Annotated in this window: 14 protein-coding genes; 9 read left to right on the plus strand and 5 right to left on the minus strand. The window is 70.5% G+C overall.

Annotated features, from left to right (window positions below):
* Nucleotides 1-25 precede the first annotated feature (25 nt).
* The 4 genes from efeU to OG210_RS34295 form a co-directional block, all read right to left on the minus strand.
* Nucleotides 26-2,179, minus strand: a complete 2,154-nt coding sequence (gene efeU / locus OG210_RS34280; RefSeq protein WP_371534650.1) for an iron uptake transporter permease EfeU — start codon at nucleotides 2,177-2,179, stop codon at nucleotides 26-28.
* 124 nt (nucleotides 2,180-2,303) lie between these two features.
* Nucleotides 2,304-3,386, minus strand: a complete 1,083-nt coding sequence (locus OG210_RS34285) for a phosphotriesterase-related protein (RefSeq protein WP_328333960.1) — start codon at nucleotides 3,384-3,386, stop codon at nucleotides 2,304-2,306.
* Complete coding sequence (locus tag OG210_RS34290) at nucleotides 3,383-4,396, minus strand: DMT family transporter (RefSeq protein WP_328333962.1); 1,014 nt, start codon at nucleotides 4,394-4,396, stop codon at nucleotides 3,383-3,385. The genes OG210_RS34285 and OG210_RS34290 overlap by 4 nt, the downstream gene beginning before the upstream one ends.
* A 141-nt stretch (nucleotides 4,397-4,537) precedes the next feature.
* On the minus strand, nucleotides 4,538-5,290 hold the full coding sequence (locus OG210_RS34295) for a glutamine amidotransferase (protein ID WP_328333964.1): 753 nt from the start codon (nucleotides 5,288-5,290) through the stop codon (nucleotides 4,538-4,540).
* 143 nt (nucleotides 5,291-5,433) lie between these two features.
* Here OG210_RS34295 and OG210_RS34300 point away from each other — a divergent pair, with 143 nt between their 5' ends.
* The 8 genes from OG210_RS34300 (at nucleotide 5,434) to OG210_RS34335 (ending at nucleotide 12,562) form a co-directional block, all read left to right on the plus strand.
* Nucleotides 5,434-6,441 carry a LacI family DNA-binding transcriptional regulator gene (locus tag OG210_RS34300; protein ID WP_328333966.1) on the plus strand — a complete coding sequence of 336 codons (1,008 nt, stop codon included), beginning with the start codon at nucleotides 5,434-5,436 and terminating at the stop codon, nucleotides 6,439-6,441.
* 42 nt (nucleotides 6,442-6,483) lie between these two features.
* The gene (locus OG210_RS34305; RefSeq protein ID WP_328333968.1) at nucleotides 6,484-7,596 is read left to right on the plus strand and encodes a M20 family metallopeptidase; all 1,113 of its coding nucleotides are present in this window, start codon (nucleotides 6,484-6,486) and stop codon (nucleotides 7,594-7,596) included.
* A 248-nt stretch (nucleotides 7,597-7,844) separates the two neighbouring features.
* Nucleotides 7,845-9,833 (plus strand): choice-of-anchor P family protein, encoded by a 1,989-nt coding sequence (locus OG210_RS34310; RefSeq protein WP_328333970.1) that lies wholly within the window; start codon nucleotides 7,845-7,847, stop codon nucleotides 9,831-9,833.
* Nucleotides 9,834-9,844: 11 nt separating this feature from the next.
* Nucleotides 9,845-10,174, plus strand: coding sequence for a hypothetical protein (locus tag OG210_RS34315; RefSeq protein WP_328333972.1), 330 nt, complete (start codon nucleotides 9,845-9,847; stop codon nucleotides 10,172-10,174).
* Nucleotides 10,175-10,436: 262 nt separating this feature from the next.
* Complete coding sequence (locus OG210_RS34320) at nucleotides 10,437-10,757, plus strand: carboxymuconolactone decarboxylase family protein (RefSeq protein WP_328333974.1); 321 nt, start codon at nucleotides 10,437-10,439, stop codon at nucleotides 10,755-10,757.
* A gap of 46 nt (nucleotides 10,758-10,803) precedes the next feature.
* Nucleotides 10,804-11,217 carry a cupin domain-containing protein gene (locus OG210_RS34325; protein WP_328333976.1) on the plus strand — a complete coding sequence of 138 codons (414 nt, stop codon included), beginning with the start codon at nucleotides 10,804-10,806 and terminating at the stop codon, nucleotides 11,215-11,217.
* A gap of 122 nt (nucleotides 11,218-11,339) precedes the next feature.
* On the plus strand, nucleotides 11,340-11,624 hold the full coding sequence (locus OG210_RS34330) for a cupin domain-containing protein (protein WP_328333978.1): 285 nt from the start codon (nucleotides 11,340-11,342) through the stop codon (nucleotides 11,622-11,624).
* A gap of 89 nt (nucleotides 11,625-11,713) precedes the next feature.
* On the plus strand, nucleotides 11,714-12,562 hold the full coding sequence (locus tag OG210_RS34335) for an alpha/beta fold hydrolase (RefSeq protein ID WP_328333980.1): 849 nt from the start codon (nucleotides 11,714-11,716) through the stop codon (nucleotides 12,560-12,562).
* A gap of 63 nt (nucleotides 12,563-12,625) precedes the next feature.
* On the opposite strand, the gene OG210_RS34340 is transcribed toward OG210_RS34335, so the two are convergent.
* Complete coding sequence (locus tag OG210_RS34340) at nucleotides 12,626-13,378, minus strand: TetR/AcrR family transcriptional regulator (RefSeq protein WP_328333982.1); 753 nt, start codon at nucleotides 13,376-13,378, stop codon at nucleotides 12,626-12,628.
* A gap of 91 nt (nucleotides 13,379-13,469) precedes the next feature.
* On the opposite strand from OG210_RS34340, the gene OG210_RS34345 reads away from it, so the two are divergent.
* Nucleotides 13,470-14,342 carry an SDR family oxidoreductase gene (locus OG210_RS34345; RefSeq protein WP_328333984.1) on the plus strand — a complete coding sequence of 291 codons (873 nt, stop codon included), beginning with the start codon at nucleotides 13,470-13,472 and terminating at the stop codon, nucleotides 14,340-14,342.
* The last annotated feature ends 128 nt before the right edge of the window (nucleotides 14,343-14,470 follow it).

Here is a 14,470-nt window from a genome sequence, read left to right on the forward strand (position 1 = left end):
GTTTCGTCCGGCGCGGACGCGCGCTTCAGCGGGAGATGGGCACCTCAAGGAGGTCGGGGACCGAGGCGAGGGTCTCCAGCACGGTGCCGATGCGGGCATCGACCTGCTGGCGCCGGGCCAGGGGCACGTCAGGGAACGGCTGCCAGCCGCTGCCGGTGCGGGTCGCCCGCAGCGCCGATTCCAGCGCGTCGAGCTGTGCGGCGGCGGTCGGCAGGAGCTTGGGCGAACGGGGCTTGATGAGTGGTGCCAGCTCGTCCAGGACCACCCGGGTCCCCTTGATGTCGGCCTCGGTTTCGGCGTACATGTCGCCGGAGCCCTGGTCGGCCGCGCCGGTCAGGCGGTCCCGCAGGGCGTCCTCCAGGATTTCGTGGGAGCGCACCGGGAGGTCGGTCGGGTCGACGGTGACCTGGGGAAGCTTCTTGCGCAACGTCGCGACGTCGGTCTCCAGCCGCTTGGCGACGGGCAGGAGTTCGCCGGTGCTGCCGTGGTGCCACAAGCCGTATTCCAGGCGGTGCAGGCCGGTGAAGTTCTTGTCGTGGACGCCTCCGGGCAGCCCTTGGGGCAGGCCGTCGATGGCATCTCCCAGGTCCCCGAAGCTCCCGTAGGCGGCGCCGATTTCGTCCCAGGTGAGCTGGGCGGGCAGCCAGTCCTTGCGCGCGGTGTCCAAGTGGTGGCCGTCGATGTCGCGCCGGACCGCTGCGACCTGCTTGGCCAGGGTGGCCAGCTTGGGTGCGACGTAGGCGCGGTACTGGGCTGCCGCGGGCTTGAGTTCAGCCACGGACACCCGCTTGACGGCGACCGGGGCCTTGCCTCCGGAGCCGGACCCGGCGCCTATGGTCACGGTCTGTGAACTCGTCGTCCCCTTGCCCGACATCAGGCATTTGAAGGTGTACTCGCCGGCGCCGAGTGTGGCGCTCATCGAGCCGGTGGTGGCCGGCCCGAGCGTCTCGATCTCGGCGACGATGGCTCCCGAGGAGTTGTCGAGGTTGATCTCGCCTGCCCGCCCGGACCGGTTGACCACCTGGAACGTCTGCGTGCCGCTGTGCGCGGCGGACCACCCTGTGGCGCAGCCGGACGACGTCACGGTGACCCGCGTGCCGGCCGCGGCGCTGCCGCCCGATGGCAGGAACACCACGGCGCCCGTCGCCAGGAGAGCTGGCACCAGCACGATCACGGCCCCGACCGCCCACGGGCTGCGGCGGCTCAGGAAACCGGCGCGGTCGCGCGGGGCGGGGGAGTCGCCCGCGGGGACACTCTGCGCCTGCGGGGCAGGGGCGCCCGGAGCCTGTGTGCCGGCCGGCTGGCCGGCAGTCGCGGGAGAGGGATTCGCTTCCGGCGCTGGGCGGGCGGTCGCGGGGGAACGTGAGGCCCTGACGAACAGCGTGACAGCGACTGCCAGGTACACGGCCCACGCGACGACCTGGAGCACCGTCATCCGTGTGGTGAGCTCGGTCACGCCGGTGATGAGAGTGACCCACCACGAGCTGGTCGGGATCGTCCCGCTGACGTCGAACGCCAGCCAGGTGCGGCCGGGGAGCAGGCCGGCGTTCTGCAGCTCGCCGAGGCCGTACGCCAGCACGCCCGCGGTGATCACGAGCAGCGCGAGGGCCGTACGGGAGAAGAACACACCCAGGTTGATGCGGATCGCCCGGCGGAACAGCAGCCAGCACACCAGGCAGGCGAGCGCCAGCCCCAGTCCGGCTCCGACGAGCGGGGACACCGTCTCGCCGGAGGCCCGGGCAGCCGTCCACAGGAACAGAGTGGTCTCCAGGCCCTCCCTGCCCACGGCGAGGAAGGCCGTGGCGGCGAGTGCGCCCGCCCCCACCTGTGAGGCGGCCGCCACCTTGGAGCGCAGCTCGCCCGACAGGCTCGCGGCGGTCTTCCGCATCCAGAAGACCATCCCGGTCACCAGGATCACCGCCAGGACACTGAGCAGGCCGCCCACTGTCTCCTGGCCGCTGCTGGAGAGCACATCGGTGGAGAACGTCAGCACCGTCGCGAAGCTCGCCGCGACGGCCACCGCCCCGACCACGCCCAGCCACACGGGCGCGGTGGACGTACGGCGGCCCTCGCCCGCGGTACGGCGCAGCGCGGCCAGCAGGATACTGATCACCAGTCCCGCTTCAAGTCCCTCCCGCAACCCGATCAGCAGGTTGGGGAACGCGTCAGCCCAAGTCATAGAAGTAAGGTAAGCCATGCCTCAGATGTGATGGCCTTGGCCCCCTCGTACGTGGACTCGGCGCTCTCGTACGAGGACTCGGCCCCCTTGTATGTGGACTCGGCCCCCGTTGATCCGGCCGGTCTCACGGCCGGTCGCACCGGCGCTGCGAGGGGCCGGTGAGCATCCGGGCGGGGTTCTGCCGGGTGAGGGTGTCGATCAGATCGCGGTCGATCCCCCGTGCGACGAGCATTTCGGCGAAGACGGTGGGCACATGGATGAGCCCGTTGCCACCGTGCTGGGTCCACATCTGCTTGAGGAAGAGGTCGTGGCTGAGCAGGAGTTGGCCGCCGTAGCCGTGGTCGATGTGGCGGGCGACGGCGTCCGCGGTGGCGGTGGACGCGGGCGACTCGCCCTCCTTGGGGAACGTGACGTCCATACCGATCATGTCGAATTCGAGCCATACACCGCGATCCGCCACCGAGCGCTGGTAGTCGACGTCGGAGCCGGAGGGATCCATGTGTGCGAGGACGACCTTCGCCGGTTCGACGCCGATCTCGCCGAGCACGACGTCGAGCACTTCGTGCGCCCGCCGTTGCCAGCCGGGCAGGTGGACCATCAACGGAACGGACGGGTGGTCGAGCTGGGCGAGAGCTGCCGCCCGGAGCGATCCGTGCTCGGCCGCGGTGAACTGGGGGGACACCCCGATCTCGCCGATGACGCCGGGCCGGATGCCGGAATCCCCGACACCGTTGGTGAGCTCGTTCCCGATCGCGGCCGCCTGCTGGTCGACCGTGCCGGCCGGGGTCCGCGCGGCCTCGAACTTCTCCAGGTAGGCGCCGCAGCCCATGATGATGTTGAGGCCGCTGCGCCGCGCGAGGTCGAGGAGGCGTTGCGGGTCGCGTCCGATGGCGGAGCTGGAGGTCACGTCGACGATCGTGCGCCCGCCGATGGCCTGGAAGGCAGCCGCCTCACGGTGCACGTCCTCGACCGGCTTGGCGGCGATGTTGTCGGCGCAGCAGTAGGGGTCGTGCCGCAGCGCCCAGGCGGACGAGGCGCTGACCTGCTCGTCCTTGAGTGCGGCGGAGAACGGGTAGCTCGGTTTGTCCAGAACGCCCGAGAGGTTGTTGAACAGGTGCTCGTGGGGCAGTACGAGGCCCAGTTCGGCCGCGGGCACGGCTCCGGCCACAGTCTGTACGTACGGTCGCTCGCCCGTGCGCCCGGTCATGATGTCCGCACCGAGGGCGTGGAGCGGGAGGGGATCATGCCGATACCTGCCGCGACGAGGGCGATGACGGTGCCCAGGACGGTCACGGCGTGCAGGGGCTGGCCGACGGAGGGGCTGATCACATCGAGGATCAGCGAACCGACCAACTGGCCGGCGATCGAGGCCAGTCCCAGCAGGAGCAGGCCGAGACCCCGTACGAGCAGCGCCATGAGGGCGATGGAGAGCAGGCCGAGCACACCGCCCGAGTACATCCACCAGGTGCTGGGGAGCGTGAAGCTCACCGAGCCGGTGGAGGCGCGCACCAGCAGACCGATCCCGAGGACGACGAATCCGACGAGGAAGTTGAGGCCGATCGAGACCAGCATGGATCCGCTGCCCTGAGCCACGGCCGAGTTGCCCGCGGGCTGCCAGCCGGCGAGCAGTCCGGCGGCGAACGGCAGGACCGCGAGCGCGATGGTTCCGGGTACCTGGAAGTTCGGCGATATCGCGACGGCCGTCGCGGCGATCGCGAGGAGGGCGCCCAGTCCGCGGGGAAGCGTGATCGGCTGCTTGACCGTGGACGTCGCCCCGAAACGGTCGCAGACCACGCCCGAGATGACGAGCCCGGAGATCAGCGCGATCTGGAAGACGGCCACACCGAGGGTGCCCACCGTGACGCCTTCGGAGAGTACGACGGCGGCGCCGCACAGGCCGGCGACACAGTTCCACCAGGGAATGGTGCCGTCGCGGAGCAGGCGGGGGAGGCTCAGCGCCTGCCGGCGGGTGGTCGGGCGGGCGAACACGATGACGGCCATCAGGATCAGGCCGGTTCCGAAGGAGATGACGGCTGCGGCGTTTCCGTCGTTGATGTTCTTGCCCAGAGCGCCGTTGACGGTGGACTGCAGGGGGCTGAGCAGCCCGGCCAGCACGGTGGCCAGGACCAGTACCGCCGTGGTGGTTCGGCGGGCGGTCCGCGCGGGTGCCGTGGACACGGTGTCCGGTTCGGGTCCTGCGGTGTTGAGGCTTGTCATCGTGTATTCGCTCTCCTTTGAGCCAGTATGTCCGACGGGACCGATGCAATCTCTGGGCGTGTGGGCTGTTTCATAGCGGCCGTTGCGGCCTTGTCGGCCCGGCGGGCGGGGGAGCCCGACGGGCCCGGCACGTCGGTGGGGTCAGTCCGGGTCGCCGGCGAGCCAGGTGACGGCCTGGTCGAAGAGCCGCTGGTAGCCCTTCCACTCGATGAACTCGGCCGGGGCCCAGTGCGGTGAGATGTCCGAAGCGAAGGCGAGCGTGCGTCCGGCGCCTTCCTCACGGACCGCGAGCAGGGGGCGCGATTCGATCGTGGCGAGCACGCGCGCGTCCGGCTTCGCGGTGAGCCGCTGGTAGCCGAGGAGGATCGGCCACTCGGGCGCCAGCCCGGCTGTGACCTCGTGCGTTTCCCCGGTGAGTTCGCCGCCTACGCCTTCGGGGCACTCCACGCGGTCGTCGTACGGGAGGATCTCCACCGGCAGGATGTCCTCGATCGGAGTGGCGTGGTAGTTGGCCTTGGCCTGGAAGCCCTGGAAGCTCAGATAGCCACCGGCCATGGCGAGGCCACCGCCCTGCCGGACCCACTGCGCGAGGAGCTTGAGCCGGTTGGGGAACGGGCGCCCCTGTGCGAACACCTGCGGGTGGAGCAGCAGCGAATTGGCGCCAATGTCCGACAGGATCACCACGTCATAGGCGTCGAGCTTCTCCAGGGTCTCCGGGAACTGGGTCGCCACATCGTGCGAGAGCAGATGCGTGACCTCGTGGCCCGCACCCCGCAGGGCCTGGAGCAGCGGGGTGACGCCCACCTCCAGCTGGGCGTGGGGGAAGGCGTCGTAGCCCTTGAAGTCGGTGGATGCGTTGATCCAGGACTCGCCTGCGATGAGTACGCGGCTCACACGTACCTCCTTCTGGTGATCTTGCGCAATATGAATCTTGCGCAATGTTGCGCTGGTTTTGCGCAACAATAGAAGCGAGTCGATGCGCCGTCAATGCCCAACTGATCGCGCACTAGACTGCGGACAAGGCGAGGGAGGTTCGGATGACGTTGACCAGCGTTGCGCAACATGCGCAGGTGTCGGCATCGACGGTGTCGCGGTACTTGCGCGGGCAGCTGAAGGTGCAGCCGGAGACAGCGGCTCGGATCGATGCCGCCGTACGCGAGCTGAACTACGAGGTACCGGCCGCGGCCCCGTCCGCTCCACGCGCCGGCCGCCCGGTGATCGCACTGGTCGTGCCGGACCTGATCAACCCCTTCTTCGCTGAACTGGCCGAAGAGGTCGCCGCCGCGGCTGCCGTCAGCGGAGTGGCGCTCGTCGTGGGGATCACCGGCCAGCAGGCCCGCCGCGAGTCGCTCTTCAGTGACTTCGCCGCCTCGACCGAGGCCATCGACGGGCTGATCTACGTCGGGATGCACCGCCAGAACCCCCGGCTGACCCGGGCGATCGCCGAAGGGCTGCCCGTGGTCCTCCTGGACGAGGAGGTCGCCAGTCCGGCCGAGGTCGACACCATCGCCGTCGACAACTACAGCGGCGCCTACCAGGCGACGGCCTATCTCGCGCAGCTCGGGCACCGGCGCATCATGCACATCGCCGGACCACGCGAGCTGTCCACCACCCGTGACCGGCTGCGCGGCTACCGGGATGCCATGGATCACGCCGGACTGGATGTCGACGAGGACCTCGTCCTGCACGGCCCGTACACGGAGCAGTTCGGCGCCAGTACGTTCCCCTACCTCGCGCGCGCCGCACAACCGCCGACAGCGGCCTTCGTGGGCAGTGACATCGTCGCGGTCGGCATCCTCGGCGCGGCGGAACTGCACGGGCTGCGCATCCCCGAAGACCTCTCCGTCATCGGCTGCGACGGCATCCGTGTCGGCGAGTGGCTGCGCCCCAAACTCACCACTCTGCAGCAGCCCGTCGCCGACCTCGCGCGTTCGGCGCTGGAAGTGGTCCAGAACCGGATCGAAGCCCCGGACGGCGCCCGGGTGGCGAAGTCCTTCCCCCTGCACCTCGTGATCCGCGGCTCCGCGGTTCCCCCGCAGCACTGACATCCGCGGTTCCCCCCCGCAGCACTGACAGGAGATCCCCGCGTGCTCGACCCCGTATCGCTGACACAGCAGCTCGTCCGACTGGACACCAGGGCCGGGAACGAGAAGTCCGCCGCCGGACTCCTCGCTCCGATCCTCACCGACGCCGGCTTCAGTGTGCGGACCGACGAGCCGGAGCCCGGCCGGGTCAATCTCGTCGCCCGCTACGGCACCCGCACCCCGGTCACCCTGACCGGGCATCTGGACACCGTCCCCGCCGACGCCTCCGGCTGGTCCTTCGATCCGCTGAGCGGCGACATCCACGGTGACCGGCTCCGCGGGCGCGGCAGCAGCGACATGAAGGCGGGTGTGGCGTGCATGGTGGCTGCCGCGGCCCACCGGGTCTCGACCCACCCCGACGGGACCGACGTACAACTCGTCCTCACCTTCGGCGAGGAGACCGGCTGCGAGGGAGCGGCCCGGCTGGAGGGCCTGACGCCGAGTCCGGTGCTGCTGGTCGCCGAACCCACCGCGAACAAGATCGTCCTCGGGCACAAGGGTGTTCTGTGGCTGCGGCTCACCGCCGAAGGCCGCAGCGCGCACGGATCCCGGCCCGAACTCGGCGACAACGCACTGGCCAGGCTCGCCGCGGCGGCGGTCCGGATCCACGAGTACAAGGACTGGCCGCGCAGCGCGACACACGGTGCGGCCACCGTCAACGTGGGTACGTTCCACGCCGGGGTCCAGCCCAATCTCGTCCCCGACCACGCCGAGTTGATGGTCGATATCCGTACCATTCCGGGGTTCGGCTCCGACGACGCGCTCCTGGCGGTCGAGCGGCTCGCCGGCCCGGGGACCAGGATCGAGCGAGTGCTCGACCTGAACGGCGTGGCCACCGACCCCGCCACCGCCCTCGTCCGTGACCTCGCCGATGTCCTGCGCCCCGCGGACGCCGGCGGGCGACCGGAGTACGCGACCTACTTCACCGACGCGTCGGTGCTGGCCGGGAAGCTGGACGCCCGTGCGGTCGTCATCTACGGCCCGGGCGATCCCGACCAGGCGCACGTCACGGATGAGACCTGCGCCGTGGCCGCGATCCCCGAGGCGGCCGAGGCCATCCACCGGCTGCTCGCGTCCTGGAGCGAAATGGCTGACGGCGCGTCACGTTTGCGCTGAGGAAGGCCTGTCCGGAGCTGGTCGCCGCAGGCCCGCAGGCCCGCTGGACCGCGCTGCCGAACTGCGGTTCCCGTACCGGTCGTTGGTGAGGCGCGCCGCGTACGGCAGCCCCTGGGCAGCGCGGGGGTCCGCCGCTAGACTGCCCCGTTGGCATGTACAGCACTGGCTCTGTACACCACTGGCCTTCTACACCACGGCGGTTCCGCGCTGTCCACCGCGCACAGCCGCCGGTCCTCGGGGGGATTCGGGTGAAGCGTCCGACCACATGGCTGCGCGGGAAAATCTTCGCGGCCCTTCTCTGCCTTGTCGCCGGGCTGCTCGGCGTGGGCGCGGCCGCGAGTACGGCCTACGCCGCGACGACCAACCCGAACCCGATCGACTGGAAGGTGGAGAAGCTCTTCTACGACCAGTACGGTCACGACGTCCCGCTCCGCACCGGCCAGGAGGACTACAACGATCCGTCCGACCCGCCGCCGCTCGACGGCTTCGGGCGGGTGCACATCGAGGCGTCCGACGGCGGCCACGGCGCGGTCCCGCCGTCCACGGACATCCAGGACACCATCGGCACCCCGGCGAACTGCATACCCGGCGCCGATGCCCGGGTGCGCTGCCTGAACCCGGAGACCAACCTCTTCGTGGTGTACAGCCCGGTCCTCGACCCCCGCTCCGGTGACGCGTACGCCTTCGGCATCATCACCGCCTTCTACATGCTGCCGTGCATCGCGCCGTCGGACGCCGGTCCCCGGCTCGAGTGCGGCGGCGGCCCGCCCGTACCGGCCGCGGCGACGACCCTCACGTACACCGGGCCCCGCCACGGCACCAACGGCAGCCCGCTGACGCTCTCCGCCTCCCTCGTCGACGACCTCGGGATCCCCGTCGCGGGCAAGACGCTGCACTTCCGCGTCGGGTCGGGCGACGGTGCGCAGTCCTGCGACGGCACGACAGGCGCGGCGGGTACAGCTCGCTGCACCATCGGTCAACTGCACCAGCCCACCGGGTCGGTTGCGGTGGCGGTGAGTTTCGCGGGCGACGACGGATTCAAGGCCTCGTCGACCTCCTCCACGGTGGTGCCCACCTCGCCGACGAAGCTCTCGTACACCGGACCCGCGCACGCCGTCAACGGCAGCCCGCTGAAGCTCTCCGCCACGCTCTCCGACTACACGGGCAGCCCCGTCACCGGCCGGACCGTCCACTTCCGTATCGGCTCGGGCGACGCCGCACAGTCCTGCGACGGTACGACGGGTACGACCGGAGGCGCCGACTGCACCATCAACTCCCTGCGCCAGCCGCCCACTTCGGTCCCGGTCGCGGTGAGCTTCGCGGGTGACTCCGGTTACGAGGCCTCATCGGCGACCGCCACGGTGGCGGTCCAGTCGCCGACGACGCTCAAGTACACCGGGCCCGCCCGCATCGCCAACGGCAAGGACGTCCGGCTCTCGGGCGAGCTCGACGACTACCTCGGCGCACCGGTCACCGGCAGGTCCGTGCACTTCGCCCTCGGTACGGGGGCCACCGCGCAGTCCTGCGACGCCACCACCGACAGCGCCGGAGCCGCACGGTGCACCATCGGCGTGACCGGCCAGCCGCTCAACGCCGCGGCGACCGTGCCGCTGCACGCGGCCTTCGCCGGGGACGCCAACTACCTGAAGTCCAGCGCCGACGCGTCCCTGCTCCTCCAGTACTACACCGGCCGTGCCTTCGGTCTGTCGGCCCAGCTGGACCTGCCGCTCCTGCCGCCGGTCCACCTGCCCGACCAGCCGGACACCGGCCAGGTCAGGACAGCCGGGGCGACCACCGTGACGCCGCCCTGCACGGCCGCCGTGTCAGCGGTCGTCCTCGACGTCAAGGCGCTCTGCTCCGGTGTGACCACGACTCTCGATCCGGGCACCGCCACCGCCACCACGCACGTCGAATCGGCCTCGATCGGCCTCCCCGGAGTCCCCGTGATCGGTATCTCCGGGCTGACCGCGAGGGCAACCGCCCGCTGCGACGGCGCGACGGGCAGCGCCACCCTGACGGCGCTGACGATCGGCGGCGCGACCGTCACCGTACCGACGGCGCCGAACAGTACGATCAGCCTGCCCGGCGGTACCCGGCTGGTGATCAACGAGCAGACGCCGGTCGCCGGGGCCGACCACGGACTCACGGTCAACGCCGTTCACCTCGTGGTCGCCGGGGGCCTCGGGGATATCGTCATCGGATCGAGCACGAGCGCCGTCCACAACTGCGCTGAGTGAGGGCGGGAGCCATGGAGGCCGAGGAGACGCGGGACGCCTACGTGGAGCGTTTCCGCGTCCTCGCGCACGAGGGAATCGCCGAACTCTTCGTGCCGGGAAGCGTCGCCGGTCTGGCGGGTGGGCACCTTGAGCGCTTCGCCCTGGTGGAGAAGGGCGAGGAGGTACAGGCCGAAACGTCCTTCTCCTACCGCGACCTCCGCTTCCACTACACACGCGGGGTCTGGCCCCCGGACTTCCCGCTGGAGATCAAAGTCGCGCTCTACGTCGAGCACTTGAGGGAGCGCGTCCTCACCCGCCGCTACACGGTGGGAGCGGACGGCGGGGCTGACGTCCTGCTGTAGCAGGCGGGGAATCCTTCAGAATGCGGGCCGGCCGGTTGACCACCGGCCCCGGGGCCGTTTCGCCGGGCCTGAGGGGTGTCCTGTCAGTACGTGTCACGACAGTACCTTCCGCGCCCGGGTGACCTGCGGTTTCCTCGATGGCGAAGGCAGTCGGCCGCCATCCCGGTGCTGATCTCGGAGTGGCTGCGGCTGCCGGGCGGGCCGCTCTCACCGAGAGCGGATCTGCCGTGTACGTGTTCGCACCATCGCAAGGAGTCATCGCATGGCGAAGCAGTCCGCACCCCAGGAGCTGGCGCAGATCGCACCGAAGCTGGTCGAGGTCACGAACGACGTGCTGTTCGCCGACGTGTGGGAGCGCCCCGAGCTGTCCCCCCGCGACCGGAGCCTGGTCACGGTGAGTGTGCTGGCCGCGCTCTACCGCAGCGAGCAGCTCCCGTACCACCTGGGCAAGGCTCTGGAGAACGGGCTGAGCGTCGAGGAGCTGTCCGAGGCCATCACGCACTTGGCGTTCTACGCCGGCTGGCCCAACGCGATGACCGCGATCACGCTGCTGAAGAAGATCGCCGATGAGCAGCCCGCCTGACCGGCCCCGCTGCCCCGCGCCCCCCTCTCGATCAAGGAAAGCTGCCATGGAACACATCACCTCCACCCCCACCGCCAAGGCCCCGGCCGAGCGCTTCACCGGCGACGTCTACCTCAACTCGATCGAGACGCCGTCCGACCCGGCCCGCCTCGTCGCGGCCCTGGTCCGCTTCACCCCCGGCGCCCGCACCAACTGGCACTCCCACGCCAAGGGCCAGACCCTCCACATCACCGACGGCGTCGGCCTGGTCGGCACCCGTGACGGCGATGTCGTGCTGGCCACCGCCGGTGAGACGGTCAAATGCCCGGCCGGCGAGGAACACTGGCACGGCGCCACCGACACCACGCTCATGGCCCATATCGCCATGCTCGTCGGCGACGAGAACAGCGACGGCACCAGCTGGCTGGAGCCGGTCACCGACGAGCAGTACACCGCGGCACTGAAGTCCGCCGGCCGCTGACCACCCTGGCCGGCCTGCGCCCCGCCCCACAGCTGTAGAGGCTGCCGGTTAGCCTGCCACCTGGAATGCTGCGGCCCACCGGGCCGCAGCGTCATGGGCAGCCGACGATGAGGAGTTACGTCATGACGACCACCGCCCGCGCGACACAGCAGCACGAGGACGAGCGGGTACGCGTCACCCGCTGGGACTTCGAGCCGGGCGAGAGCACCGGTCGCCATGTGCACGAACACGACTACGTAGTCGTGCCGGTCGTCGATGGCCGGACCAGCGTGATCACCCCCGACGGCACGGTCACCGCCTCGGAGCTGCGGGCGGGGGAGTCCTACGCACGCCCGGCCGGCGGCGAACACGAAGTCGTCAACGCCGGAACCTCACCACTGGCCTTCGTCGAGATCGAGCTGAAGTAACTCATGTGGCCGCACCGCCGCGCGACGCGGCCCGATGTCTCGCCGCCGCACCCCCGCGGCGCCGACGAGCGACGCCAGGGAGGCACGCGATGAGCCGCATCACCGTGAACGACGCCACGCTCCACTACGACGACCTCGGCCCGTCGAACGGGATTCCGGTCGTGCTGATCCACGGGCACCCGTTCGACCGCACGCTGTGGACCCCCCAGGCCCAAGCGCTCAGCGCGGCCGGGTACCGGGTGATCACCCCCGACCTGCGCGGTTACGGGGAGAGCAGCGTGACGCCCGGCAAGGTGCTCCTCGCCGATTTCGCCGACGACATCGCCGCCCTCCTGGACCGTCTGGGCATCGAACGCGCGGTGATCGGCGGTGTCTCCATGGGCGGCCAGATATGTATGGAGTTCTGCCGCAGCCACCTGGGGCGGGTACGGGCGCTCGTCCTGTCCGACACGTCGGCCCCCGCCGAGACCGACGAGGGCAAGGCGTTCCGCAACCGCCTCGCGGACCGGCTGCTCGCCGAGGGGATGGACGGTTACGCGGACGAGGTCATCGACAAGATGCTCGCTCCGTACAACGTCGCTGCTCTCCCGGACGTGGCCGCACACGTGCTCGGCCTGATGCGCGCCACCGATCCCCGTGGGGCTGCCGCGGCGCTGCGCGGCCGTGCCGAACGTCCCGACTACCGCGACACGCTCGTCACCGTCGCCGCCGCCGGTGTGCCCACACTGATCGTGGTCGGCGCGGACGACGTCTACACACCTGTCACCGAGGCCGAGGCGATCGGCGGGCTCGTTCCGTACGCCACGGTGAGCGTCATCGAAGGCGCCGGGCATCTGCCGGGCGCGGAACAGCCCGAGCGCTTCAACGCCGTGCTGCTCGACTTCCTCCGGACGCGGTTGTCCGAACCCGCCCAGGGGGACCGGCCCACGGCCTCCTGACGGCACTCAACCCCAGCAGGGACAAGCAGCGGCCAACGCATCGGGTGTACATGGCGCCTCGCCTCAGCCGTCCGAGGCGAGGCGCCCCAGCCACTCCCGCAGCAAGTGCTGCTCAGCGCCGCTGAGCGTCGTCTGTTCGGGCAGCGCCGCGCGCAGGGCGCGGGCGGCGCCGGCCGGGCCCCCGGTCTGCACAGCCGGCTTCTCGTTGGTGACGGCGGCGACCATGGACTCCCGCATCGTGGTCAACAGGGCCGGGTCGCGCCGGTCTTCGGGCTGGGACAGCCAGGTGAGCACCGCGCCGCGTGCCGTGGCGTGGATGAGCATGGCCGCGAGGTCCTCGTCGACCCGGAGCCAGCCGTCGGCCGCGAGCCGCTGGATGCGGCCCTTCAGAATCTTTATGCCGGCCCTGAAGGGGGCCGACTCGGCCCTGGTGGGCTCGCTGTACATCAGTGAGTAGAGGGCGGGGTTGGCCAGGCCGAACTCGACCGCCAGGTCCCAGCCGGCCCTCAGCCCCTCGATGGGATCCTGCGGGCCCGCGTCCGTGTTCCTGGCCTTCTTCGTCGCCAGGAACGAGGCGAAGCCGTACTCCGCGACCGCGTCGAGCAGCCCGGCCTTGTCGCCGAACAGCCGGTAGATGGCCGGTGGTTGCAGACCGGCCGCGACGGCGACCGCGCGGGTGGTGACCGCGTCGCGGCCCTCACGTGCCAGCAGGTCGGCCGCGGCTTCGATGACCCGCTGCCGGGGCTGCTCGCGGTCCGTGGCCGCGGTGTCGGACTCGTCGGCGGTGGCGCTGTCCCTGGTGGGCGGTGGTGGCATATATCAACGATACCTTCCAGGCGGTTCCCTCGGTAATATCGATGATACTGTGAAGTGGATTCCAGTGGAAACAGAGTGTGGGGAGTTCACCGTGATCATCGTTACCGGAGCCAATGGAAAGCTCGGACGCCGGATTGTCGAGAGCCTGCTGGAGCGTGTCCCGGCCGACCGGATCGGAGTGAGTGTCCGCGACCCGCAGAAGGCGCAGACGTTCGCCGACCGGGGGATACGGGTGCGGCACGGCAGCTTCACCGACCCGGAGAGCCTCGCCCATGCCTTCGAGGGTGTGTCCCAGGTGCTGATCGTCTCTGTCGACCGGATGGGCGAGGAGACCGTGAGGCAGCACCGTGCCGCGATCGACGGGGCCGTCGCCGCGGGCGCCCGCCGCATCCTCTACACCAGCCAGATCGGCGCCGGCGCCTCGTCCCACTTCCAGGCCTGCCGCGACCATGCTGCCACCGAGGAGGCGCTGCGCGCGTCCGGCGTGCCGTTCACGTCGTTGCGCAATGGCTTCTATGCCGCCAGCGGACTGCAACTGGCGGGCCACGGCCTGGAGTCCGGCCAGGTCGCGCTTCCCTCCGACGGTCCTGTCAGCTGGACCACGCACGCCGACCTCGCCGAGGCGGCCGCCGTCATCCTGGCCGACGAAGGCCGCTTCGACGGGCCCACACCGCCGCTCACCGCGGCGCAGGCGCTGACCTTCGCCGACCTGGCCCGCATCGCCGCGGAGGTCACGGGGCGCACCATCACGAGGACCACCGCACCCGACGAGCGGTTCCGGGAGCAGTTGACGGACGGCGGTGCCCCCGCCGAGGTGGCCGACCAGCTGCTGGGCATCTTCGCGGCCTCCCGAGCCGGTGAGTTCGCCGCCGTCGACCCGACACTCGCGACCCTGCTCGGCCGCGAGCCCATCTCCCTGACCACGTTCCTGCGCGAGCAGCTGTCCCCCAACGACGCCCGCTGACCACTTCCGCTCTGCGGCGACGCCGCCGCTCCGTAACATGGCCACCATGCCGGCCGTCTCAGCGTCACCGCATTTCCGCGCCGCCTACGACGACGCCCTCGCCCAGTGGCCATTCCCGGTGGACGGCG

Origin of the sequence: Streptomyces sp. NBC_00466 (assembly GCF_041433995.1) — a bacterium.
Lineage (GTDB): Bacteria > Actinomycetota > Actinomycetes > Streptomycetales > Streptomycetaceae > Streptomyces.

Coding starts and splice junctions, on each gene's coding strand:
- efeU (WP_371534650.1), bottom strand. CDS start 2,179: ATGACTTGGGCTGACGCGTTCCCCAACCTGCTGATCGGGTTGCGGGAG.
- OG210_RS34285 (WP_328333960.1), bottom strand. CDS start 3,386: ATGACCGGGCGCACGGGCGAGCGACCGTACGTACAGACTGTGGCCGGA.
- OG210_RS34290 (WP_328333962.1), bottom strand. CDS start 4,396: ATGACAAGCCTCAACACCGCAGGACCCGAACCGGACACCGTGTCCACG.
- OG210_RS34300 (WP_328333966.1), top strand. CDS start 5,434: ATGACGTTGACCAGCGTTGCGCAACATGCGCAGGTGTCGGCATCGACG.
- OG210_RS34315 (WP_328333972.1), top strand. CDS start 9,845: ATGGAGGCCGAGGAGACGCGGGACGCCTACGTGGAGCGTTTCCGCGTC.
- OG210_RS34320 (WP_328333974.1), top strand. CDS start 10,437: ATGGCGAAGCAGTCCGCACCCCAGGAGCTGGCGCAGATCGCACCGAAG.
- OG210_RS34325 (WP_328333976.1), top strand. CDS start 10,804: ATGGAACACATCACCTCCACCCCCACCGCCAAGGCCCCGGCCGAGCGC.
- OG210_RS34330 (WP_328333978.1), top strand. CDS start 11,340: ATGACGACCACCGCCCGCGCGACACAGCAGCACGAGGACGAGCGGGTA.
- OG210_RS34335 (WP_328333980.1), top strand. CDS start 11,714: ATGAGCCGCATCACCGTGAACGACGCCACGCTCCACTACGACGACCTC.
- OG210_RS34340 (WP_328333982.1), bottom strand. CDS start 13,378: ATGCCACCACCGCCCACCAGGGACAGCGCCACCGCCGACGAGTCCGAC.